Source organism: Saxibacter everestensis, from assembly GCF_025787225.1.
Lineage (GTDB): Bacteria > Actinomycetota > Actinomycetes > Actinomycetales > Brevibacteriaceae > Saxibacter > Saxibacter everestensis.
Map to the genome: position 1 here is coordinate 2,048,333 of NZ_CP090958.1, position 24,354 is coordinate 2,072,686.

Genomic DNA, 24,354 nt, shown 5'->3' on the forward strand with positions numbered 1-24,354 from the left:
ATACTCAGCGGGCCGGAGGGCAAACCATCGGGGGTCCGGCAGCACCGGCTACAGTCCAATGCAGACCCGTTTGGCTTCGGCCGGCTGTTAACAAAGTCCTGAGAGGAAAACGAATGCCTGAAAACCTTGATCCGGTCGATGATCTGCTTATGATCCTGGACCTGAAGCGACTGCCGATCGATCGTGAGGACTCGCACCACGATTTGTTCGAGGGCATCAGCCAATTCAAGCCGGACGGCCGGGTGTTCGGCGGCCAGGTCCTCGCGCAGTCGATCGTTGCCGCGACCCGTACCGTCGAAGCTGATCGCGGAATCCATTCCCTGCACGGCTACTTTTTGCGGGCCGGCGATATCCGCGAACCGATCACCTTCGGCGTCGAGCGGCTTCGGGATGGCGGGTCGTTCAGCGCCCGGCGCGTGCATGCCTTCCAGCACGGCAAGGCGATTCTGTCGCTGATCACGTCGTTCCAGACGGAGAGCGACGGCATCGACCACCAGGACACCATGCCGGAGGGGCTACCGGATCCGGAGTCGCTGCCGAGCGCCCAGGAACTGCTTGGGCATATCGACCACCCTTACGTGCAGAGCTGGATCAACCAGCGTCCGATGGACATCCGGCACGTCGATCCCTCGCTGTACGTGGGAGCCGGCGGCAAACAGGTCGCGGAGCAGACTGTCTGGATGCGGGCAACCAAACCGATTGACGCCGATCCGGGCCTGCACGCGGCGATTCTTGCCTATGCCAGCGACTACAGCTTGCTTGAGCCAATCCTGCGCCGGCACGGCGTGAAGTGGCTGACGCCTGGACTGAAAATCGCCAGCCTCGATCACGCCATGTGGTGGCACCGGCCGGTCGACGTCGGGCAATGGCTCGCCTACGTCCAGACGTCGCCCAGCGCCGGAGGAGGCCGCGGCCTGTCCACCGGCAGGATCTTCACGACCGACGGCACCCTGGTCGCCACCGTGGCACAGGAGGGAATGGTCCGCGTTCCGCTGCAGGACTGATTACCGCGTCTGATCGGCCGCGTGTCTGGGTTCCGGTTCGGCGTGCCTTGCGGGCAGTCGTGCCTGGCGGGCAGGCGTGCCTGGGTTCCGGTTCGGCATTCCTGGCGGGCTGGGCGGGTCGGCTACCAGCCGCTCGTGCCAGGCAGGCGGGCAACCAGCCGCTCAACCACCAGCCAGCCAGCCAGCATCTGGCCGGGCACCGTTAAAGTCATTTCGACTTTAACGGTGTAGAGTGACTTAGAGTTATTTCGGCTTTAAGCACTTGGGTGGTGGGCAGCGTGTATCCAGGCTCGGCAAATGTCAGCGAGCGGCGCTTCGAGGCGCCCTCACTTGCCATCTCCACGGTGATTTTCGCGCTTCGGCCGAATGACTCATCGGCGGCCGAGGCCGTCACGTCGGCGTCGGCGTCGGCCGAGTCGACCGCCCCGGGACACTCGACTGCCCCGCCTTCAGTTGCTTCAACCACCGAAGCACACTCCGCGGCCGAGTCAGCCACCCGGGCACACTCGCCAACTGCCCCGGCACATCCGGCGGTCGAGACACCGTCGACCGAGCTTCCATCCGTTGGCAGCCTCTGGCTACCGGTCGTCCGGCGGATCCGCGAGCCCTACAAGGGACTGCAGGCGCTGCCGGGAGGGCCGATCGCCTGGAATGAATCCCTTGGCGATGCCGCCGGACGCAATCTGCGTGAGACGACGAACCTGTCACCGAAGTATCTGGAGCAGCTTTACGCATTCGGAACCGTCGACCGGTCACCCGACCGCCGGGTGGTCTCGATCGTGTACTGGGCACTCGTCGATCCAAGCGAGGCGGACCAGAGTGTGGCAGCCGAGAATGTCACCTGGTTGCCGGCAGATCGTTTACCCAGGTTGGCATTCGACCACAACACGATCGTCGATTACGCGCTGTGGCGATTGCGGAACAAGGTTGAGTACAGCCAGATCGCCCACCACTTTCTCGGCGAGACGTTCACTCTGGCACAGCTTCGCGAGGTTCATGAAGCCGTGCTGGGCAGGAGCATCGACCCCGGCAACTTCCGTCGCCAGATACTGAGTTCAGGGACCGTGACAGCCACCGGCGAAAAGGTTGGCGGCACCCGTCACCGGCCCGCACACATCTATCGCTTCAATGACTCCATCGACAAGGACAGCGAGCGCCTGGCTCCGTAGCTGATTCGAAGACAACCGAATTTGACGACAAACCGAATTCGGCGACAACCGATCCGAAGAAGGTCGATCCAAACACCCAGCAGCACGCCAAACACACAGCAGCACGTCAACTCCACCAGCACGTCAGACACACCAGCAGCACGCCGAACCCAAGCACACCAAGTCGCATCGCAAGCGCCGCGCATCACATCGGAGAAATTTGTGACCTCTGTAGATACCACCATCAACCGGATAGCCAAGGGTGCCGCCGGCTCGACCTGCGATTCCGACCTCAGTAAGGGGCCGTGGGTTTTCGACCTGCGAGCGGCGCAAACCTACGGCCCGGGTGCATCGGTGGCTGATTCCATTCCGGCTTCCAGCCCTCGACAGGGCCAACTTCCGCAGGCGTACCAAACGGCCTCACCGGAAGAACTCGAGGAGAGAATCCTGCGGGCCAAGGCAGCTCTTGGCGACCGGGTCGTGGTGCTCGGGCACTTCTATCAACGTGACGAGGTCATCAGGTTCGCCGACTTCGTTGGCGATTCATTCCAGCTGGCACGCGCGGCGAAGGATCGCCCGGACGCCGAGGCTATTGTCTTTTGCGGAGTGCACTTCATGGCCGAGACCGCCGACCTGCTTTCCGGGTCGGATCAGTCGGTTATCCTGCCGAACCTCGCCGCCGGCTGTTCGATGGCGGACATGGCGAACATCGACCAGGTGGAGGACTGCTGGGACCAGCTGGTCGAGCAGTTGGGGACCGAGCCGGACGCCGACGGCCGGGTGCCGGTCATTCCGGTGACCTACATGAACTCGTCCGCGGCGCTCAAGGGGTTCTGCGGCCGGAACGGCGGCATCGTCTGCACATCCTCCAACGCCGCCACCGTGCTCGAATGGGCCTTCGAGCGTGCCCGGCGCGTGCTCTTCTTTCCCGACCAGCACCTCGGTCGCAATACCGCAAAGGCCATGGGCGTGCCGCTGGAACTCATGCCGTTGTGGAATCCCCGCAAGGAGCTGGGCGGCATGACCGAGCAGGAATGTGTCGATTCGCGGGTCATTCTCTGGCACGGGTTCTGCTCGGTGCATAAGCGATTCACCACGGCTCAGATTGAACAAGCGCGTGCGGAATACCCTGATGTGCGCGTTATCGTGCATCCGGAATGCCCGATGCCGGTTGTCGACGCCGCGGACGAATCCGGCTCGACGGACTACATCGCCAAGGCAATCGCTGCCGCCGAGCCGGGGAGCACATTTGCCATCGGCACCGAGATCAATCTGGTGCAGCGGCTGGCGAGCCAGAACCCGCAACACACCATATTCTGCCTGGACCCGGTGATCTGTCCTTGTTCGACGATGTATCGAATTCACCCGGGATACCTTGCCTGGGTGCTGGAACGCCTGGTGGCAGGGGAGGTTGTCAACCAGATCAACGTTGGCAATGACGTCGCCGAGCCGGCTCGCCTGGCTCTCGAACGGATGCTGGCAGCCAAGCCATGATTGTCGTCGTCGGCAGTGGAATCGCTGGGTTGAGTGCGGCCCTCAAGGCTCGTGCGCTCGGACCGGTCGCGCTAGTTACCAAGGGGACTTTGTCGTCCTCCAACAGTTGGTTCGCGCAGGGCGGGATCGCCGCCGCGCTCGATAAGTCGGACTCCCCTGAAGCCCATCTTGTCGACACATTGACCGCCGGCGGCGTTCTCACCGATCGCTCGGCAGCCAGCGCTCTCTGCCACGACGGCCCGGCACGGGTCCGGGAGCTGTTGGACCTGGGAGTGCCGTTCGACCGTGCGCCAGGACTGGAAGCCGCACATTCCCGCCCTCGCATCCTGCACGCGGGCGGCGATTCGACCGGACGGGCAATCCAGACCGCGCTGATCGATGCCATCACCGAAGCCGACATTGACGTCCGGGAGAACACCTTCCTCAGCAATCTGTGCTTGCGTGACGGAGTCGTCGTGGGCGTTGAACTACTCAACTCGCAGGGCGAGAAGCAGCGGATTAGCGCCGACAGCGTCATTCTCGCGACCGGCGGAGCCGGTCAGTTGTTTGAGCACACCACCAATCCGGCGGGTGCCACCGGCGATGGCGTAGCGGCCGCATGGCGCGCCGGAGCCGTGATCGGCGATGCCGAGTTCTACCAGTTCCACCCGACCTCGCTGGCAGTCCCCGATAACTTCCTCGTCTCCGAAGCGGTTCGGGGCGAAGGGGCGGTACTTGTCGATGAATCCGGCCACCGCTTCATGCACGACGTTCATCCGGATGCCGAGCTGGCTCCCCGCGATGTCGTCGCGCGGGGTATCGCGGCCGTGATGGATGAGCAGGGCGGCAGGCCGGTGTACCTGGATGCTACCCGGTTGGCTTCGCCACGCGGGAGTGTATCGTCCGGGCGCGGTTCGACCAGCTCAGAGTTCCTGCGAGCGCGATTCCCACGTATCGACGAGGTCTGCCGATTACATGGCCTGGATTGGTCGAAGGAACCGATCCCGGTCCGGCCTGCGGCTCACTACTGGATGGGTGGAGTGCGGACAGACCTCTGGGGCCGGAGCTCGCTGCCTGGGCTGTACGTGGTCGGCGAAGCAGCATGCACCGGCGTGCACGGAGCAAATCGACTGGCGTCCAACTCGCTGCTCGAGGGACTGGTTTTCGCACATCGCACGGTCGCCAACATCGCCGGTCGGAGCAAGCAGAATGTTGCGGTTCCGGGCGGAGCCGGTGATGGCGGACTGGAGCAGACGTGGCCACGATGGAATGCGTACCGGCTGGAGTCAGGTGCCGGGGCAGTTGATCGCGCCTCGTCACATGACGTGTCGTCACATGGCGCGTCGGTTCTTGGCGCGTCGGTTCTTGGCGCGACGTCACATGACGCGCCAGGTCATAGCGCGACGTCTCCTGACGCGCCAGGTCATAGCGCGTCGTCACCTGCCGCATCGGCAACCGTGCGTCGAAGCGAGATCCAAAGACTCATGTGGACGGCTGCCGGACTCTCGCGACGTCGCGGGCAATTGGACGTCGCCGTGAAGCAACTCGAAGCCTGGCACCGCGACGACAATGCCCCGCCAGCTACCGGTGCGCTATCGGTCGACGATCAGGTTACAACCGCAGAAACCAGGAACCTCAGCAGCCTCGCCATGCTAGTAGTCACAGCCGCTCGCGAGCGGGAAGATTCCATCGGCGCGCACTACCGGGCTGACTTCCCGCCGCCGTCAAGCGCGGTCGCTTCCCGACAGCATTTCGTTAAGGGGCCAACGTGCTGACTCCGGCCATCATTCGCGCGGTCGTTGCCGCCGCCCTCCTGGAAGACGCCCCGTGGGGCGACATCACCGGGGACACCCTGATCCCAGCCAACCTTCGGGCCCGCGCAGAACTGGTCGCCCGCGAGCCCGGCGTACTCAGCGGCGGCGAAGTGTTCTCAGCCGCGTTCGAGCAGACGGATCCGGAGATCGAGGTCGCCTTTCACTTCGCCGATGGCGACCGCTTCGTTGCCGGATCGGTAATCGCCACTGTTCGCGGTCCCGCCCGCGGTGTGCTGACGGCAGAACGGGTCGGACTAAACTTCGTTCAGCGGATGTCGGGTATCGCGACACTGACAGCGGATTATGTTTCACGCGTCCGGAACTCGGTAGCGGCGAACCTCCCGGCCGGAACGACGCCTCCTCGGCTCGTGGACACCAGGAAGACCACTCCTGGCCTTCGGGCTTTTGAACGGCACGCAGTTCGCTCCGGCGGCGGACATAACCACCGCAACTCACTGTCGGATGCCGTGATGGCAAAGGACAATCACCTGGCCATCCTGGCCGGGAACGACGCGGGATCTCTCACTGATGTGCTCACGGCGGCACGTGCAACCCTCGGCCACACCACGCACTTCGAGGTGGAGGTAGACCGGATCGATCAGATCGAGCCGGTGGTGAGCGCGGGGGTCGACACCATCATGCTGGACAATTTCGCCCTGGATGAGCTTCGTGAGGGTGTGCGGATCGTTGCCGGACGCGCCCTCGTCGAGGCGAGCGGAAACGTGAACCTCGATACGGTTGGCGAGATCGCCCTCACCGGTGTCGACATCATCTCGGTTGGCGCGCTGACGCATAGCGTCCGCTCGCTTGACCTCGGTCTCGATATCAGCGTGGAGGCCGGATGATCTACCTGGATTCAGCTGCAACAACACCTATCCGCCGCAAGGTGCTCGAGACGATGTGGCCCTATCTGACCGAGGAATTCGGGAATGCCTCGAGCCATCATGACAAGGGAGAGGCTGCGCGCAGGGCGCTCGACGAAGCTCGGGCCACGGTAGCAAAAGCGCTGGGGGCCCGCAGCAGCGATATTGTCTTCACTTCCGGCGGCACCGAGTCAGACAATTTGGCGATCAAAGGCATCGCCTTGGCGAAACCGCGGGGACGGCACATCGTCACGTCGGAAATTGAACATCCGGCGGTGCTTGAGAGCTGCGACTACCTACAGCGGCATCACGGTTTTCGCATCACGTATCTACCAGTTGACGGTTGTGGCGTTGTCGACGCTTCCGATGTAGAGGCTGCGCTCAGTGAGCACACCACTCTGGTCAGCGTCATGTACGCGAACAACGAGGTCGGCACCGTCCAGGACATCAGCGGCATCGCCGAAGTGACCGGACGGTTTCGGGTGCCGCTACACACCGACGCAGTGCAGGCAATGGGAGCACTCGACTGCAATGTGGCGAAACTCGGCGTTGACGCGTTAAGCATCTCCGGGCACAAGCTGGGCGCACCGAAGGGAGTCGGTGCGCTGTATGTGCGGGGGCGGTTCCCGTTGGAAGCCATTGTGCACGGCGGGGGCCAGGAGTTCGGACGTCGGTCCGGCACCGAGAACGTGGCCGGTGCGGTCGGTCTGGCGGCGGCCCTGTCCCTGCGACCATCGGTCGAAGAGTCCACGCAGCTTGCCCGGCGGGCGGAGTCCTTCATAGCCAAAGTACTCTCCGATGTTCCGAACGCTGTCCTGACCGGGCACCGCACCCGGCGACTCCCGGGCATTGCGTCGTTCTGCTTCCCGGGAACCAGCGGCGAATCGGTGCTCCTGCAGTTGGAAGAGTCCGGGATTACCTGCTCCTCGGGCTCGGCGTGCGCTGCCGGAAACGATGCCCCCTCCCCCGTGTTGACAGCAATGGGTATTTCGGCCGAGATCGCACAGACCGCTGTGCGCTTCAGCTTCGGCGTGGAAACCGGCGAAGACGAGCTGATCAGCGTGGCCGAGTCGGTGGTGGGAGCGGTCGCGAGCGTGCGGGGCCTGGCCACCAGATAGGCCGCTGTTTAAACCGGGTCGCAACCAACCTGCGCGCAGCTGAATTGAGATTCCGTGCGGACGTGCGCCTGGCTCCGTAGCGCCGTGAAGGCGACACGAACGATGTTGCGCCTTTAACCGACGTACCCCTATTCGCGTTTGTGCGGGCCCGGCGGGTCGTGGAAGTGGTTGCGGCGCGGGGTGCGGTTTGGGTCGATCCAGGCGGGCGGAATCACCCAGGGAATGCCATCGCGCATGGTGACCGTCCATTCTCCGCGGTGGATCACGCCGTGGTGATGCTCACAGAGCAGGGCGCCGTTATCGGTCGATGTCGGTCCGCCTTCGGAGTGAAAGTCGATGTGATGCGTGGCACACCAGCTAGCCGGCGCGGTACAACCGGGCATGATGCACCCATGGTCACGCGCGATGATCGCCCGGCGCTGGGCCGGAGTGAACAATCGCCGAGAGAGGCCGGTATCCAAAATCTGGCCTGTGCCTCCCAGCACGACCGGAATCAGCGCGGCGTCACACGCCAGCTGCCGAACTGTCGACACGGAAACGGGACCGGAGTGGGCAAGTAGCCCGTGGCCGCTGGTCTTGGCGTAAAGCGTGTCGTAGTCGATGGTGACCATGATGCTCGCGTTGGCACGCCCAGAGGTCACCGCACCGGCCTTTAATGCCGTTGCACAGCACGCGATCAGGCCATCGAGCAGCTTATGCTGATATGTCCGCTCGTCCGCGTCGCGGTCATCGTCCCGGACAGGTTTCCCAGATGTAGCAACGTCACAGCCGGCATCTTTCCCGTTGGCATGGCGCGGGCTGGTCGCGGGCCCGGCAGCGCTCAACAGGGTTTCATGCTGGAGCTGGCTCATCGCGCCCTTGAACGGCACCAGACCGTTGCGCCGGGGTGCGCCGAACCACAGGCCGTGTTCCAGCCTGGTTTCGATGTCGCTCGGCGGGCTGCCATCCGGGTCCAGGAACGCGACCCAACGGGCGCCGCAACGTGCCACGAATCCAGAATCGTAGCTGAGCGCCTGCTCCAGCAGATGCTCCTCGGCTTGCACCGCGACCTCGTCCGCAGTCCGCCCGTCCAACACGTCACTCTGAGCGGTGACGGACTTTTCACGGATCACGGACAACTTCTCCGCCAGCACGTGCGCGGCATCCACACCGATCAGCCCACCCGACAATGCCTCCGCCACCTGAGGGCACACCGGCGGGATCGGCTGCCCAGTCAACGACGACCCGGCCGTGACGGCCGCAGCGACATCCAGCCGGCGTTTCGCGTCCCCCGCGCTGATCCGCAGCCGGTCCCGCAACAGACACACCGTGGAACGTTCCCCACGCCGCTCGGCGATCTGCCGGGCCTCGACCTCCCCGGCCAGCCGAACCTGCAACCCAGCCACCCGACGCGCCAGTCCCTCGACCAGATCCGCGACCGCGAGCACCTCCCGATCAGCAGCCAGCCCTAACGCACCCGGACCCCGCCCCACCGCAACAGCAGCCGAAGCGGTCCCGGCAGCAGTGGCCGCGGCGTCCAACACGCACCGCGCGGACTCCAGCTCACCAAACAGCGCCCCGACCGACCCAGACCGATCAGCGCCACCAGAACCGCCCCTGAAACCTTCACCATCTTTCATAGTCCAGACACTAGCCGTCAGCACCGACAGAGACCGTGCATGTCAAGCAATGAAATACCGAACTGTTCTAAATATATTCGGTTGAATCCTCTCCTGCCCCCGCAAGATACCGACTCGAACAGTCATAGTCACCGACGGACGGCGGGCCCACCAAGCAACCTCACAGCCAGTCAGGCGGCATTCCCGACAGAAGGGCGGTCGCGGAGCACCTCGATCAGGGCATGAGTCAGCGGATGCCACGCTCGACTCCTGGGACCGGAGAGAACCAGGGTTCGCTGAACCGTCGGGGTAATCGGCCGCATGACGAGCGAGTCCGGGAGCATGCTCTCACCGAGGCTGGGCATAATCGAGACGCCAATTCCCTGCTGGACCATGCTCAACAGGGTTGCGAGCTCCCGCACCCGCTGCTGCGTCTCGAACGGTACGCCAGCAAGGGCATGGATGCGTTGCACGTGCGCCGCACATCCGCCGGTGCTGACGATGAACCCGTCTTCGTGAAGTTCATGCACCGGCACGACGTCCTGCCCGGCGAGCGGATGATCACGTCGCAGGACTGCGCGGAAGTCATCCTGGGCGACGATGAGCGAATCGGGCCCCGCATCAGCGGAGTCGATCAGAATTGCTGCGTCCACCATCCCGGATTCCAGCCACTCCCCCATTTCATCGTCATCTCCTTCAAAGATGCGCACGTCGACGTCCGGCAGCCGCGCCTTCCAGAGTTGCAGCAGACCGGGCACCAATCCCTGGCACACGGTCGGCACCGCGGCGAGGCGGACGGTACCGGCCAGATCGCCCCTGAACGCTCGCACGCTGCTCTGCAAAGAATCCAGGGTGGCCAGGGCGCTGCGGGCGTAGGGCATCACCACCTCACCGAGCGACGTTACCCGGATCTCGCCAGCACGATCGATGACGTGACCGCCAAGATCGCGTTCCAGGCCATGGATTGCATGCGAGATGGCGGACTGACTGATCCCTAGTTCGTCCCCGGCCGCCGAGAACGAGCGGCAATCCACAACCGCCAGAAACGCGCGCAATTGCGCGACGGACACTGCCATAACTTTTCCTCATTACTTGATGAACTAAACATGTTTGCCTCATGCGATCCGTCCCCTCAGAGTAGGAGGAAACGAAACGGAGATCAATGATGGAAGGCACCACAAAGCTGCCGATTCGCACCCCGATGCTTGTGGCTGCGTATCTGGCGCTCGCCCTGATCTGGGGATCCAGCTTCCTGTTCATAAAGGTCGCCGTGGGCGGCATGTCGCCGGCGCAGGTGGTGCTGGGTCGCCTCTTGCTGGGTGCTATCACCCTGTGCGCGCTGATGATGATCACGAGGAGAAAGTGGCCCCGCGAACCGAAGCTTTGGGGCCACCTGAGCATAGTTGCCCTGTTCGCTTGTGTGGTGCCGTTTCTGCTCTTCTCGTGGGCAAGCCAGTTCCTGCCCTCAGGCGTGTCGAGCATTCTGAACGCCACCACCCCGATCACGACCCTGGCTGTGTCTGCGTTGATGCTGCCTGCCGAACGCCTGAACCGGATACAGATTCTCGGCGTCTTCGTGGGAGCCATCGGCGTGGTGGTAGTTGTGGGGCCCTGGGATGTGCTGGGCGATCCATTGTTCGCCTCATCGCTCCCGGCACAGCTGGCGTGCCTCGTGGCGACGACGTGCTACGGGATCGCCTTTAGCTACCTGCGTCGATTCGTCGTTGGGGCGAACGGGCACGATGCGGTGACGGTCTCAGCCGTGCAGATCAGCATCGCGGCTGCGATGATGCTTCTCATCGCTCCATTTGCCGCGACAACGCCGCTTGCCCTCAATCTGCCTATCGTCCTGAGCATGATCGGCCTTGGCGCGGTGGGGACTGGAATCGCCTACATCTGGTTCACGGTGATCGTTGGCAGCTGGGGATCGACGGCGGCGTCCAGCGTCACCTATCTCACGCCGCTGGTGGGCGTCATCCTCGGAATCCTTGTACTTGCAGAAACCCTGCACTGGAATCAACCCGTTGGCGGAATCGCAATTGTGCTCGGCATCCTGGTCAGTCAGAGCAAGGGCACTGCCAAACGAAAGCGGCCCCGTCACCCGGTGAACCAGGTAACGGGGCCACAACGGACCGCAGAAGGCAGCGACGATCAGTCGCGGGTCAGTCGACGGTAGGTGACGCGGTGCGGGCGTGCCGCCTCGACGCCCATTCGCGCTACCTTGTTCTCCTCGTAGGAGTCGAAGTTGCCCTCGAACCAGTACCAGTTCGCCGGGTTCGCCTCGGTGCCTTCGTAGGCCAGAATATGGGTCGCAACCCGGTCGAGGAACCAGCGATCGTGAGAGACGACCACGGCACAACCCGGGAATTCCAGCAAGGCGTTTTCCAACGAACCCAGCGTCTCGACGTCCAGGTCGTTCGTCGGCTCATCCAACAGCAGCAGATTTCCACCCTGCTTCAGCGTGAGTGCAAGGTTCAGCCGGTTGCGCTCTCCACCGGAAAGTACGCCGGCCTTCTTCTGCTGGTCCGGGCCCTTGAAACCGAAGGCGGACACGTAGGCCCGAGACGGCATCTCGACGTTGCCGACCTGGATGTAGTCCAGCCCGTCAGAAACGACTTCCCACAGCGACTTGTTCGGGTCGATGCCGCCGCGGCTCTGGTCAACGTACGAGATCCGAACCGTTTCGCCGATCTTCAGATCGCCGCCGTCCAGATCTTCCATGCCGACGATCGTCTTGAACAGGGTGGTCTTTCCCACGCCGTTCGGTCCGACAACGCCGACAATGCCGTTTCGCGGCAGGGTGAAACTCAGATCGTTGATCAGGATGCGATCGTCAAAGCCCTTTCGTACATCGTTAGCTTCGATGACGATATCGCCGAGGCGTGGGCCTGGCGGAATCTGAATCTCCTCGAAGTCGAGTTTCCTGGTGCGTTCCGCCTCTGCCGCCATTTCCTCGTAGCGGGCAAGACGGGCCTTCGACTTCGTCTGACGTCCCTTCGCAGAGGAACGAACCCACTCAAGCTCGTCCTTCAGCCGCTTCTGCAGCTTCTGGTCACGCTTACCGGCAACCTGAAGACGCTCCGCCTTCTTTTCCAGGTACGTGGAGTAGTTGCCTTCATAGGGGTACAGGTGGCCGCGATCGACTTCCGCGATCCACTGCGCCACGTGGTCCAGGAAGTACCTATCGTGGGTGACCGCGAGGACTGCGCCGGGATACTGGGACAGGTGCTGCTCAAGCCACAGCACGCTCTCCGCGTCAAGATGGTTGGTCGGCTCATCGAGGAGCAGCAGGTCAGGCTTCTCCAGCAACAGCTTGCACAGAGCGACCCGACGGCGCTCTCCTCCGGAGAGGACTGTCACGTCAGCCTCCGGCGGCGGGCAGCGCAACGCATCCATAGCCTGTTCGAGCTGGGAATCGAGATCCCAGGCGTCGGCCGCGTCAATCGCTTCCTGTAGTTTGCCCATCTCGTCCATGAGCGCGTCGAAGTCGGCATCGGGCTCGGCCATCAACGCGGAGATCTCGTTGAACCGGTCGATCTTTCCCTTGATTTCGGCAACGCCTTCTTCGACATTGCCCAGAACGGTCTTTTCCTCGTTCAGCGGCGGCTCTTGCAGCAGGATGCCGACTGAATATCCAGGAGAAAGCCGCGCCTCGCCGTTCGATGGCTGGTCGAGGCCGGCCATGATCTTCAGGATCGAGGACTTACCCGCACCGTTGGGGCCGACGACGCCGATCTTTGCCCCGGGATAGAACGACATCGACACATCGTCGAGGATGACTTTGTCACCGTGCGCTTTGCGCGCCTTGTGCATCTGATAAATAAATTCGGCCATAGTGCCTTCAAGGCTACTGGCTTAGCGGCCGCACTGCGACTCGGCTCAATTGTCGAGCCAATTGATTGGCCCACTACTCGCCGGCCACCCCGGACCCCTCCGAATTCTCTGACGAGTCCGCGTCCGCACCGGATGTCGCAGCACTGTCCTTCTCGTCGTCGGACTTCGGCTCACCCGACTTCCGTTCGACCCCCTTGGGAAGATCGACCTCGCCGATCAGGCAACTGTCCAGGCTTTCGATCGGCTGCGCGAGTTCCGCCGAGACCTTTCCTTCACGAACCTCGCCGATAACACAACCGTCGGAGACGCGGATACCGAACATTTTCGACGGAACGTCGTGACCTAGCGGTGACTTGTCGATGGACGCTTCGAGCTGATCGTCCTTGAAACCGGCATCCTGCAGTGCATCGAAGAGCTGTTTCGATGTCGGCAGCGAACTCTTTCCGGCCAGCTTTTCAAGTGCGGACTTCGCCGTCTCCACATCCCCGGAATCACCCTCGCTCTGAGCGCCGCCGGTTGTCTGGCTTTGTTGCGGCGGAGCATCTTCCTGCGCGGGACCACTGCACCCGGTAATTCCGGCCGCACACACCGCGGCGATGGTGACGACGAGTCTCGCGCGAGTTACCTGATGCATTCCCTGGTGTCCTATCGAAAAATATCTGGCAGACGAGCCGTGCACGGCCGTAGGCTGATTTGTGCCTAAGTCTGTTCGCATTCCAAGAGTAATCGACGCGACGGTCCCACTCGGGATATCTGCGCAAGGCACGTATCCGGGATGAACCGGAGCCATGTAAGAGAGATGTAAGAACGAGCTGGCAACGTAGGTATTGAAACGAATTGATCCGTAAACCCTGGAAGTGCTTGTGCTACTGCGCCTTGTTTTGAACGAACTTCGCGAACATCGGCCCGCCATCGCCGTCATCGGCGCCCTGCAGCTGGTGCAGACGCTGGCGAACCTCTACCTCCCCACCCTGAACGCCGACATCATCGATAATGGCATCGTCAAGGGCGACACCGATTACATCCTTGGCGTCGGCGGAATCATGCTGGCCGCATCCGCGCTGCAGATCCTCTGTCTGATCACCGCAATCTCCTTCAGCGCACGCACGGCGATGGCGGTCGGCCGGCAGCTGCGACGCAAGGTGTTCACCAGTGTCCAGACCTTCTCTTCACGAGAAGTGGGCAACTTCGGTGCGCCGTCGCTGATCACTCGGTCGACCAATGACGTGCACCAGGTGCAGATGCTGGTCCTGATGTCGTTCACACTCCTCGTCGCCGCGCCCATCATGTGTATCGGCGGCATCGTCATGGCCCTGCAGCAGGACGTGGCGCTATCGGGCCTGCTTGTTTTCATCATTCCGCTGCTGGTCATCGTGGTCTTTCTGCTGGTCCGGCGGCTGGTTCCGCTGTTCCGGCTGGCTCAGAAACAGATCGACCGGGTCAACACCGTGTTGCGCGAGCAAATCATGGGCGTCACGGTGGTCCGGGCTTTTGTTCGCTCCGATCACGAAAAGGACCGCTTCGCGGGTGCAAACCAGGATCTGACCACGACGCAGCTGCGGACAGCAAGGCTACTGGCGTTGATGTTCCCCTCAATCATGTTCGTGGTGAGCATCGCAATGATCGCGGTGATGTGGTTCGGCGCGATCCGGATCGACTCCGGCGGTATGCAGATCGGTGCCCTGACCGCCTTCCTGGCCTACATCATGCAGATACTGATGGCGGTCATGATGGCGATGTTCATGTTCATGATGATTCCCCGGGCCGCGGTTTGCGCGGAACGAATCCAGGAGGTGCTCAGCACCGAATCCAGCGTCGTGCTCGATGACGATGCGGCGCCGGTCCGACTTCGCGGCGAGCTCGGCTTCCACAATGTCGAGTTCTCCTACCCTGGCGCCGAGCAGCCGGTACTCTCCGAGATCTCACTAACCGCCCGACCAGGCGAGACAACGGCCATCATCGGTTCAACCGGAGCCGGAAAGACCACGCTGCTAAGGCTGATCCCACGGCTAATGGACGCCACCAGCGGTGACATCACCATCGATGGGCTGTCGATCACAGACCTCAATTCAGTGTCGCTGCGGGCGAGCATCGGGTACGTTCCGCAGAAGGCCTACCTCTTCTCCGGGACGGTTGCCTCGAACCTGAGGTACGGGAACCCAGATGCAACGGACGCCGAGCTCTGGGATGCACTGCGAATCGCGCAGGGCGCGGATTTCGTCGAGAACTTCCCTGAGGGACTAAACGCGCCGATCAGCCAGGGAGGGACGAACGTGTCCGGCGGCCAGCGGCAGCGGCTTTCGATTGCGCGGGCACTGGTGCACAGGCCAACGCTGTACCTGTTCGACGATAGCTTCTCCGCTCTGGACTACAGCACGGACGTCAATCTCCGCAGCGCACTGCATACGGTGACCAACGACGCCACGGTCATCATCGTTGCCCAGCGGGTCAACACCATCCTCGATGCAGATCAAATCATCGTGCTCGATGAAGGCAGGATTGTGGGTCGGGGCAGTCATCATGAACTTCTCGAAACCTGCGAAACCTATCAGGAAATCGTGTCGTCACAGCTCACCGCGGAGGAGGCAGCATGAGCGATGTAACCGCGCCACGCAAGGCAGCTAACTTTGGCCCCAGTGTGCTGCGCATCCTGGCGTTGATGCGTCCGGACAGGGCACGAATGACCTTCGTCCTCTTTCTGGCAGCTCTCGGAGTCGCAGCTCAGGTCGTGGCGCCCAAGATTCTCGGGTCCGCGACCGACGTGATATTTGACGGCATCCTTGGAAAGTCAATGCCTGAAGGAGTATCGAAGGCGCAGGCCGTGGAAGGATTGCGCCAGCAGGGCCAGGGCAAGATCGCCGATGTGCTCGCCGGTTCCGGTGCGCAGCCGGGCGCCGGCATCGACTTCCACCAGCTGTCGATGGTGCTGCTGCTCGTCGGAGTTCTGTACGTCGCGGGCTTCTTCTTCAACTGGTCGCAGGGTTACATCACCGGCGGAGTGACGCAGCGGGGCATGTATCGGCTTCGGGAAGCTGTTCAGGCAAAACTGGATCGGTTGCCGTTGAAGTACTTCGACTCAACGTCACGCGGCGACGTCCTCAGCCGGGTCACCAACGACATCGACAATCTCGCGCAGACCCTGAACCAGACGCTGACGCAGTTGCTGATGTCGGTGCTGACCGTGGTTGGTGTGCTGGTGATGATGTTCTCCATTTCGCCTTTGCTGGCTCTGATCGCTCTCGTAACAATTCCGGTTGCCGCAGTCATCACCGCACTGATCGCCAAACGCTCGCAGAATCACTTCATGAACCAGTGGAAAGACACCGGTTTACTGAACGGGCACGTCGAGGAGATGTTCACCGGCCATGAGATCGTCAAGGTCTATGGCCAGCAGGACGCTGCGCTGGCAACCTTCGATGAGCAGAATGAACGGGTCTACCAGGCCTCGGCGCGGGCACAGTTCCTCTCCGGCGTGATGCAGCCGGCGATGCAGTTCGTCTCTAACCTGAACTACGTGGCAATCGCGGTCGTTGGCGGCCTGCGGGTCGCCTCGGGAGCGATATCCATCGGCGATGTCCAGGCGTTCATCCAGTACTCGCGGCAGTTCACCCAGCCCTTGGCGCAGATCGGCGGAATGATCAACATCCTGCAATCCGGAGTGGCGTCCGCCGAACGTGTCTTCGAAATCCTGGATGCCGAAGAAGAAGGCGCGGAACCCGTGCCAGGCGAACGTCCCGAGGTCGTCCGTGGCCGGGTGGAGTTCGATCATGTCAGCTTCCGGTACGAGGAAGAGACCCCGCTGATCGACGACCTGTCCCTTGTGGCTGAACCGGGACAGACGGTGGCGATCGTCGGCCCGACCGGCGCCGGCAAAACAACGCTGGTCAACCTGGTCATGCGCTTCTATGACATCAACGCCGGCCAGATCAGGCTCGATGGAGTCGACACGGCGAAGATGAACCGGGCCGAGCTGCGGCGAAACTTCGGCATGGTGCTGCAGGATGCCTGGCTGTTCGGCGGGACGATTCGGGAGAACCTCACCTACGGCGCGCCAAACGCCACGGAGCAGGAAATCATCGCCGCCGCCGAGGTGACGCATGTCGATCACTTCGTCCGTGCGCTGCCGGATGGCTACGACACGGTGCTCGACGAGAATGGCTCCAGTCTCAGCGTGGGCCAGCGTCAGCTGATGACCATCGCGCGCGCCTTCCTGGCGGATCCCTCGGTGCTGATTCTGGATGAGGCCACAAGCTCCGTCGATACCCGCACCGAGGTCCTGATCCGTCAGGCGATGGACCGATTGCGGCAGTCACGGACCAGCTTCGTTATCGCTCATCGACTGTCCACCATTCGCGATGCCGAAGTCATTGTCGTGATGCGCGATGGCAAGATTGTCGAGAAGGGCAACCACGACGAGCTGCTCGAGGCTAACGGCTTCTACGCGGAGCTATACAACAGCCAATTCGCGCAGGCGACCGTGTAGGACGGGGCCTGCGTAGTCGGAGAACCAAACGTCTCCGCAGGCTCTGATGCTGCTAGCCCGGGTCAGCCCGGCGTAGTCGGGGAACCCATGCGTCACCGCTGGCCTAAAACGGAGCATCACCACCACTACCGGAGGCGCCAGGCTTCGCTGTACCGGACCCGGCTCCGGCCCCGGACCCGGCTCCGGCCCCGGCTGCAGTCAGACTCGATTCCGCGCCGTCCTTCGGCTCAGAGCCGTCATTCTCCTCGGCTCCAGCCTGCGCGGCCTGTGTACCGCCGAAGCCACCGTTGTCCGAACCGTTTTGCTCCTCGCCGCGCCCGCCGGTCTTCGCACCGGCGGTACGAGTGTAGGCGGATGTGCCGGTCGACAGGTCGTGCCCAACACTGTGCGCCATCAGGCACACATCTGTACCGGACTTCTCGCCGTTCGACCAACGGCGGATCTCGAGCCTTCCGTGCACTATCACCCGCTGTCCCTTCTCCACCGACATCGAGACGTTCTGCGCGAGCGACCTGAAAGCCTTCACCGTGTACCAGTTCGCCTCCGAAGTGACCCATTCCCTGGCATCTCGATCGAAGTAGCCGTCGTCCGAGGACAGCCGGAAACTCACGTACGGAACTCCATCCGCAGAAAGCCCACTGGACGGATCTGTGCCGACCCAACCGACGACGGTTAGTGTGTTTCGCATTTGCCTTCTCCTGCCTGTTGACCGTTTTCACTTAGTGAAGCCGGAGAATCTGCGGCACGGAGATCCCGAAGGAAATCTGTGGATAGAACTATCGAGGCCAGCCCCTGTGTCAACGAGTGAGCACCGGAGTGCCGGATGGACGCGAGTCGTCCCCGAGTCGGGACGTGGATCGTCCGGGTGACTGGAACGAGTGACGCGAGCTGGTGACGGAAACCGGGGATCCAGTGACATGAACCGGCGACAGGGACAGCCGACGGGACTAACGCCGCACGACCTCGGCCCGGTTCAACGCGAGCCCGCACTGCGGCAGCGAATCGCGAAGCGCTTGTTCGAGCATGCCCCCAAGCTCGCGATCGGTCCGTTCCCACGAGCCGCAGTTGCGAATCGTGGTCACAGACAGTTGCTCAACGGCAAGAGCGTGATTCGGCACTCGATAACTGGCCTTACGCGGGTCGCGGACCGTGAACGAAACAGTGATGTCATACGCGAGCCGGTTGCTTACGTCCGCTTCGTCTCGCCGATTCACCGTGACGCAAGGCAGGCGCAGCACCTGCTCACGCAGGTTCACCCTATGTGCGACCTTCTCCAGTATGGGCACGACCAGGTGCATCCCGGGAACGCAGACGCGATGAAATTTTCCCATCCGCTCCACGACGTACGAGTGATCGCCCGGTACGCGTACGACCGAGCGCCACAGAACAAGCACCGTGGCGACAGCAAGGACGACCAGCCAGGTCATGGCCTAGGCTCGAGCACCCTGGTCGCCGGTCGCGGCCGCGCCGGACGACCCGGCATATCCCGTTGCGGGCGCCACCACACCGGCGGCTGCCGGTCCAGCATTCGCTGCGCCAGAATCCGCAGGTCGTGGGCCTGATTGTCCGGAAGCGACTTGCTGGCCGGCAGGGTCCGTCTCCCCCTGGCGGACGCGGCCCTGGCCCCGAGAAGCGGCGGCCAGCGAATCGTGCGCGGCGCGATGCTGTTCAAGAACGGAGACGACGGGAGCCAGGAACGTTGTTCCTGCCACCCTGGTCACCGCCGCGCGCAAGGCGCTATCCGCCTTTGCTGCCGCGTTCTCCGCGCCGCGCCGCCGTGCGGATGCCGCACTAAGACAGACGACGACAGATCCGACGATTCCGGCAAGGAACAGAGTGGCCGGCACCAGGATCGAGTTGATGCCAGCGATCGGTCCGGGAATCTGCAACAAGCCGAACACTCCCCACGCCGCGAGCCACAGCCCCGCGAGGACGGTCAGCACAAAGAAGAACAGCTGCAGGCCCTTGACCACGCCCCACCAACCAGGTCGGGAGATGTCCAGATCTACTGCCATGACGGCGGTGTCCAACGATTCGTTCAGCGTGCCGCGGCTCGTCTTCTCGGCAGCGAACACCGCGTCTTTCCACGGTGGGGTCAGGCCCGCCGAGGCGCTGACACACAGGTCGTGCGTACTCAGATTGACCCGCGCTTGCTGTGCCTTCGTTGCCGACGGAACAGCCGCATGGATCAGCTCTGCCCGGGTCGACTCGCCGTGCGCCTTACCGAGCGGGTCCGGCCGCAATCGCTGCAGCGCACTCAGCGGAGTCCAGCCAGTGGCCCGGTATGCCCGACGGATGTAATCAGTTCTGACCGTATCGACAAGGGCCGGAACGCCCGCAGCGCTGACCATGGCTTCGATCAGCCCGCTGGAGTCCGCCAGCTGGCCGACATCACCTGCTGGCTCACCCAGTTCCTCGCGAATCCGGGTCGCCACGCTTTCCAGATCAGCCCTGACGCGGGCCGTCGATGCTTCACGCCCGGCCACCGCATCGGCCAACAGACTCCGGAGTTCCGGTATGCCCTCATGAGTCTGTGCCGAAGCCAGCGTGACGGTAGCGTCACCAAGCCCGTCGTCGGCAAGCAGCCGGTGCAGATCCCTCGCGCAGCTGTCTTGCTGCTCCGGTTGCAGCCGATCGATCTGGTTCAGCACGACGACCATCACATCGGAGTGCCGGGCGAGTGGCTTGAGATAGTGCTCGTGCAGCGCGTTGTCCGCGTACTTCTGCGGGTCGACAACCCAGATCAGCAGGTCGACGAGTTCGACCAGGCGATCGGATTCCCTGCGGTGCTCCAGCGCGGTGGAATCATGGTCGGGCAGGTCGAGCAGAATCAGCCCATGCAGCGGCTTTTCGTCGTCGGCATCCAGCGCGCTCTCGCGCCAGGTCCGGTTCTGCGCCGGTACCTCGAGCCATTCCAGGATCTCCGCGCCGCCCTCGCCCCAGACACATGCGCTCGGCTTCGCGGTTGTCGGGCGGCGCACGCCGACTGTCGCGATGTCCAGGCCGGAAATGGCATTGAACAGGCTCGACTTACCTGAACCCGTAGCGCCCGCGAGCGCGACCACCGTGTGGTGCAGCCCGAGTCCGATCCGGCCCCGGGTGCGTTCGATGACGGCGCGGGCGGCCGCACGTGTCTCGGGAGTGAGCCGGTCCGCAGGCAGCTCAAGGGAACCACTGATGGCGGCAATCAGCTCGCCGAACTCGGAGCTGACAACGCCATCCGGCGTTCCGGTCTTCGCTCCGCGGTTGTTTGCTCCGCCGGCCGGTGCGGCCTGGCCGGGCTTCGCCGTGGTCATAGTGCCTCCTGCAATTCACGGCCCGCATCCCGCAGTCGCCCACTCTTACGTTCTGAGGCGGCGTGAGGCTCAAGAACATTATCGAACGGCTTACGCTGACCCGCGATGACAGCTTCGATGCGCTGGCGGAGTCCCGCCCTGGCCCGGACGCTGAGTTCCCGCATCACCTGATCACCGAAGATCTCCTCAAGCAGACGCTGCGCGACCGCCACGGTTCCCGCCGGGTTCTCTGGCTCTTCTCCATTGGCACTGTCCGGCTCTCCCGTGCCGCTGAAGACGGCGAGCATCAGGACTACGCCCACGCCGTGAATCCCGAATGACAGAATGCGGGCTTTCGCGCGCGCTCCCTGCCCTTCCTCACGAACCAGAGTATTGACGTCATCGTGCCATTCCTGGAGGAGTGTCGTCACTTCCCGGTCAAAGCCGTCCGAAAGCGCTCCGATCGCAGGGTTACCAGCCAACAACGCCTCACCCTCGGGCCGCACGCGCCATCGTCGGATGGACGCGCTCAGGGCTTCCACCGCCTGTTCGCGGATCAACGCAGCTACTGCGCTCTTCATAGCCTCACCGAGCGGTCCAGCGCTGTCACGTTTTCCGCCGATTGCCGCGGTAATCCGGTCGCGTAGCCGGGAGACCGTTGGCTCGATGCCGCGGAAGAACTGGCCGGTGCCGACGAAATCCTGCCAGCGAGCCAGCACTTCACCCCGGAGCACACGCCCGTCGGCCAGCGAACGGTTCAGATTATGCTGCGCGGCGTCGAACTCTTCGTCCACATCTACCGCAAGCCGAAGCCGCGCCTCGTGCTGTGACGCCGCAGCAGCCGCAAGATCTTCCGCTGCGTCCGGAATGGTCGACAATGCCCCGTGCAGGGTCCGCCGGACGACCAGCGCGCGCGCTCGCGGATTGCTACCGAGATTCAGTACCCAGGACTTCACCGGGAACACCGCGGCCTCGGGCAGCAGTCCTTCCTGCAGGGACAGTTCGGGAATTGTGAAGAGCGGTGTGGATTCGAGGCCGGCGGCCACCAGAAGCTCCGAAAGATGATGCCGTACCTCGCGACTTGCCTCGGCCGGAACGCGATCCAGCACCATGGCCACCGTTGTACCGCGCCGGGCGGAAGCTTTCAGCAGATCCCATGGCACGGCATCCGCGTATCGGGAGGCTGTTGTCACAAAAATCCACAGGTCAGCGGCGGCGAGCAGTTGACCGGCCAGCGTGCGGTTCGCTTCGAGCACCGAATCGATGTCGGGAGCATCGAGTACGGCCAGCCCCGACGACAGCGCGACGTCCGAAATCAGGCGCACACCCGGCTGGCTGCCCTCGGAGCTGTTCTCACCATCGCTTGCCGATCGCAGTACCCGCGCCAGATTCGGCAAGATTCGGTCGTCGTCGAAGCTCGGGGCATCATCTGGATGGTGCACAAGTACGGGCGAGCGGGTAGTCGGACGTAGGACACCGGACGGCGAGACTTCCCGGCCGACCAGCGAATTGACCAGCGTTGATTTGCCTGCGCCGGTGGAGCCACCAACGACGGCGAGCAGTGGCGCATCGAGCTTGGTGACTCGCGGGATCAGATAATCGGCGAGTTGGTCCCGCAGCCTGCTGCGTCTGGTTCTGGCGGCCTGCGCATCCGCGGTGTCCAACGGGAATTTTGATTCCTCGATGCTCTCAAGCAGGTTTTGGAGCGCGCGCAACAGAGCGGCATCGTCTGCCGGGCTGGATTCTGCCGCTGGGGATTGCAGCTGCTCTGGAGCCTTCACAGTGTAAGACTGCCTAATTCGCCGCGCCTCACCAATTCGGCGCGCCGTAGGGCAGTAAAACGGGAGCTGATCAGGCCGTTTACCGCGGTCACGCGGCCGCTGCCGCGGGAGGGGTGCCTGTCCATGGTGTCCAGCTTAGTCATCAGCCGTTTTCGTACCGGGACATGGTGGGCGTTCCCGCCCGACCCGGCTGCAGGTTGGATCACGATTTCGTCGCCCGGCCGGTTCGACGGCGCACCCTGTCCTTCGCCTAAGATGGTTCAGTCGCCCCCGTAGCTCAATGGATAGAGCAACGGCCTTCTAATCCGTAGGTTGCGAGTTCGAGTCTCGCCGGGGGCACTTAATGTCCGAAGTTCCAACATGCAGCCAAATGGATGGCGTTGGGACTTCGGACTCTTGCGTTGCGGTGGCGCTGGTCGCGTGCCGGTCGCGGGCCTTGCCTGTAGTAAAGACCATCGATGGACAGGAAGGGCTACGGTGCGTGTCCAAGCCGCTGGCTCGCCTGAGACATGACCGCGTAGCAAGGGGTTCTGGTCTCGGTCACGCCATTCCACTCCACTCCACAGACGGGGACCCGGGACAAACTGGGCCCGTCCAGGATGAACAGCTTCCAGCTAGGTGGAGCGGCGGCCGATCCTAGGCCCCGCTCAGCCCCTGTAGCTCGGCGAGCAGTGCGAAGATCCGCTCGTCCATCTCCACCTGCGTCATGAAGATGCAGATCGTGCCGTCGGGCTCCACGAAGAAATCGGTGCCGAGTCCGCCGGACCAGCCGAACCGGCCACGGTGCGCACCATCCGTCACGACAGAGACGCCGTACCCCCACCCGGTGTTCTCCCAGAAGCCAGGGAAGAAGCTGTCTGACGTCTTTGCTGCGGCATCCACTTGGTCGCGGCGTAGGTCGTCCCGCAGGTCGGGGCCGATCAACCGGCCGTCGACCAACGCCCTCAGGAACGCGTGATAATCCGCGAGGGTCGAGACCAGCTCGGAGTGGCTGACGTCGAACGGCGCCGGCTCGACGTAGAAGCCCGCCCCAGCGGGCTCGGACTGCTCAAGGCCGTCGGCTCCATGCCGAAACGCTGCAGGCAGGCGATGCGCTTGCTCTAGCGGGACGATGAACCCGGTGTCGGGCATGCCCACGGGCTCGAACACCGTCGCGTCCAGCACATCCTGCGTGCTGCGATCAGTCACGCGCCCGAGCAGAATGCCCAGGAGGCCGAAAGAATGGTGGTAGCGCCAGGCCCCGCCGGGCTCGAAGGCGAGCGGCAAAGCAGCAAGTGCCTCGAGCCAGTCCTGCGCACCGCGATCCACGGGCTCGGCGCCTGCCTCCACCCCAGCGTCGATCATCGCCTGCCGCAGCGGGGAGTCGGTGGTCATGACCCCATAACCAGACTGGTTGGTGAGCAGATGGCGCACGGTAATCGGGCGGCGTGCAGGCCTCGTCTCCTCGAGCGGAGCGTCGGGACGGACGAGCACGCGCGACTCGGCCAGTTCCGGCAACCAATTGGCGACCGGATCATCCAGAGCGATCACGCCATCCTGCACCAGACGCAGCGCAGCTACGGCGGTGATCGACTTCGTCATCGATTGGATACGGAAGATCGCGTCGGTTCGTAACGGCTCCCCACCCGGCGCAGCGTGGCCGACCGCGACCGGTTCGCACTGCGCTCCGATCGTGGCGACGGCCCCGGGCATCGTTCCGGCCCCGACGTGACGGGCGAGGGTGTCGTGCAGGGCGTCGGACACGTGATGCTCCTTGTCGGAAGACGTTGCGTAGGCCGATGATACCCTCCGCCGTCACTCTGAACGGGCACCGACATTGGAGACAACGAACCGGCGGGCAACGTAATGGCGGCCCTTTCGATGAGAGCTACTCACCCGCGCAAATAAGATCCTGCACCGGTTGAACGGGGGACTATCGCTGCAGATGCGACGACTCCTGCCGAGGCCTGAACGGTCTGACCTG

Annotated in this window: 18 protein-coding genes and 1 tRNA gene; 10 read left to right on the forward strand and 9 right to left on the reverse strand. The window is 63.3% G+C overall.

Annotated features, from left to right (window positions below; genetic code table 11):
- Positions 1–113 precede the first annotated feature (113 nt).
- From LWF01_RS09850 to LWF01_RS09875, 6 genes are all read left to right on the forward strand, one after another.
- On the forward strand, positions 114–1,004 hold the full coding sequence (locus LWF01_RS09850) for an acyl-CoA thioesterase (protein WP_349637232.1): 891 nt from the start codon (positions 114–116) through the stop codon (positions 1,002–1,004).
- Between the two features lie 278 nt (positions 1,005–1,282).
- Positions 1,283–2,173: an NUDIX hydrolase gene (locus tag LWF01_RS09855; RefSeq protein ID WP_349637233.1), complete on the forward strand. Its 891-nt coding sequence runs from the start codon at positions 1,283–1,285 to the stop codon at positions 2,171–2,173.
- A 201-nt stretch (positions 2,174–2,374) separates the two neighbouring features.
- A complete protein-coding gene (gene nadA, locus LWF01_RS09860; protein ID WP_349637234.1) occupies positions 2,375–3,646 on the forward strand; it encodes a quinolinate synthase NadA in 1,272 nt (423 codons plus the stop codon).
- Positions 3,643–5,400 (forward strand): L-aspartate oxidase, encoded by a 1,758-nt coding sequence (locus tag LWF01_RS09865; RefSeq protein ID WP_349637235.1) that lies wholly within the window; start codon positions 3,643–3,645, stop codon positions 5,398–5,400. The genes nadA and LWF01_RS09865 overlap by 4 nt, the downstream gene beginning before the upstream one ends.
- Positions 5,394–6,284: a carboxylating nicotinate-nucleotide diphosphorylase gene (gene nadC / locus LWF01_RS09870; protein WP_349637236.1), complete on the forward strand. Its 891-nt coding sequence runs from the start codon at positions 5,394–5,396 to the stop codon at positions 6,282–6,284. Before LWF01_RS09865 ends, nadC begins: the two co-directional genes overlap by 7 nt.
- Positions 6,281–7,420 carry a cysteine desulfurase family protein gene (locus LWF01_RS09875; RefSeq protein WP_349637237.1) on the forward strand — a complete coding sequence of 380 codons (1,140 nt, stop codon included), beginning with the start codon at positions 6,281–6,283 and terminating at the stop codon, positions 7,418–7,420. Before nadC ends, LWF01_RS09875 begins: the two co-directional genes overlap by 4 nt.
- 128 nt (positions 7,421–7,548) lie before the next feature.
- Here LWF01_RS09875 and LWF01_RS09880 read toward each other — a convergent pair whose 3' ends face one another.
- Together LWF01_RS09880 and LWF01_RS09885 are read right to left on the reverse strand one after the other, a co-directional pair.
- Entirely contained in the window at positions 7,549–9,039 is a 1,491-nt protein-coding gene (locus tag LWF01_RS09880) for an HNH endonuclease signature motif containing protein (protein WP_349637238.1), read from the reverse strand.
- A gap of 170 nt (positions 9,040–9,209) precedes the next feature.
- On the reverse strand, positions 9,210–10,094 hold the full coding sequence (locus tag LWF01_RS09885) for a LysR family transcriptional regulator (RefSeq protein WP_349637239.1): 885 nt from the start codon (positions 10,092–10,094) through the stop codon (positions 9,210–9,212).
- Between the two features lie 89 nt (positions 10,095–10,183).
- Here LWF01_RS09885 and LWF01_RS09890 point away from each other — a divergent pair, with 89 nt between their 5' ends.
- Positions 10,184–11,194 (forward strand): DMT family transporter, encoded by a 1,011-nt coding sequence (locus LWF01_RS09890; RefSeq protein WP_349637240.1) that lies wholly within the window; start codon positions 10,184–10,186, stop codon positions 11,192–11,194.
- Here LWF01_RS09890 and ettA read toward each other — a convergent pair.
- Positions 11,170–12,852 carry an energy-dependent translational throttle protein EttA gene (gene ettA, locus LWF01_RS09895; protein ID WP_349637241.1) on the reverse strand — a complete coding sequence of 561 codons (1,683 nt, stop codon included), beginning with the start codon at positions 12,850–12,852 and terminating at the stop codon, positions 11,170–11,172. The two genes, LWF01_RS09890 and ettA, sit on opposite strands and share 25 nt — an antisense overlap.
- A gap of 73 nt (positions 12,853–12,925) precedes the next feature.
- Entirely contained in the window at positions 12,926–13,486 is a 561-nt protein-coding gene (locus LWF01_RS09900) for a DUF6993 domain-containing protein (RefSeq protein WP_349637242.1), read from the reverse strand.
- A 229-nt stretch (positions 13,487–13,715) separates the two neighbouring features.
- On the opposite strand from LWF01_RS09900, the gene LWF01_RS09905 reads away from it, so the two are divergent.
- Entirely contained in the window at positions 13,716–15,446 is a 1,731-nt protein-coding gene (locus tag LWF01_RS09905; protein ID WP_349640883.1) for an ABC transporter ATP-binding protein, read from the forward strand.
- Complete coding sequence (locus LWF01_RS09910; RefSeq protein ID WP_349637243.1) at positions 15,443–17,335, forward strand: ABC transporter ATP-binding protein; 1,893 nt, start codon at positions 15,443–15,445, stop codon at positions 17,333–17,335. Before LWF01_RS09905 ends, LWF01_RS09910 begins: the two co-directional genes overlap by 4 nt.
- Before the next feature lie 103 nt (positions 17,336–17,438).
- Here LWF01_RS09910 and LWF01_RS09915 read toward each other — a convergent pair whose 3' ends face one another.
- From LWF01_RS09915 to LWF01_RS09930, 4 genes are all read right to left on the reverse strand, one after another.
- A complete protein-coding gene (locus LWF01_RS09915; RefSeq protein ID WP_349637244.1) occupies positions 17,439–18,023 on the reverse strand; it encodes a single-stranded DNA-binding protein in 585 nt (194 codons plus the stop codon).
- A gap of 259 nt (positions 18,024–18,282) precedes the next feature.
- Positions 18,283–18,762: an SPFH domain-containing protein gene (locus LWF01_RS09920; RefSeq protein ID WP_349637245.1), complete on the reverse strand. Its 480-nt coding sequence runs from the start codon at positions 18,760–18,762 to the stop codon at positions 18,283–18,285.
- A gap of 3 nt (positions 18,763–18,765) precedes the next feature.
- The gene (locus LWF01_RS09925) at positions 18,766–20,631 is read right to left on the reverse strand and encodes a YfjP family GTPase (protein ID WP_349637246.1); all 1,866 of its coding nucleotides are present in this window, start codon (positions 20,629–20,631) and stop codon (positions 18,766–18,768) included.
- Positions 20,628–22,391 carry a dynamin family protein gene (locus tag LWF01_RS09930; protein WP_349637247.1) on the reverse strand — a complete coding sequence of 588 codons (1,764 nt, stop codon included), beginning with the start codon at positions 22,389–22,391 and terminating at the stop codon, positions 20,628–20,630. The genes LWF01_RS09925 and LWF01_RS09930 overlap by 4 nt, the downstream gene beginning before the upstream one ends.
- A 266-nt stretch (positions 22,392–22,657) precedes the next feature.
- On the opposite strand from LWF01_RS09930, the gene LWF01_RS09935 reads away from it, so the two are divergent.
- Positions 22,658–22,730, forward strand: a tRNA-Arg gene (locus LWF01_RS09935).
- Between the two features lie 297 nt (positions 22,731–23,027).
- Here LWF01_RS09935 and LWF01_RS09940 read toward each other — a convergent pair.
- Positions 23,028–24,134, reverse strand: a complete 1,107-nt coding sequence (locus tag LWF01_RS09940; RefSeq protein WP_349637248.1) for a serine hydrolase domain-containing protein — start codon at positions 24,132–24,134, stop codon at positions 23,028–23,030.
- Between the last annotated feature and the right edge of the window lie 220 nt (positions 24,135–24,354).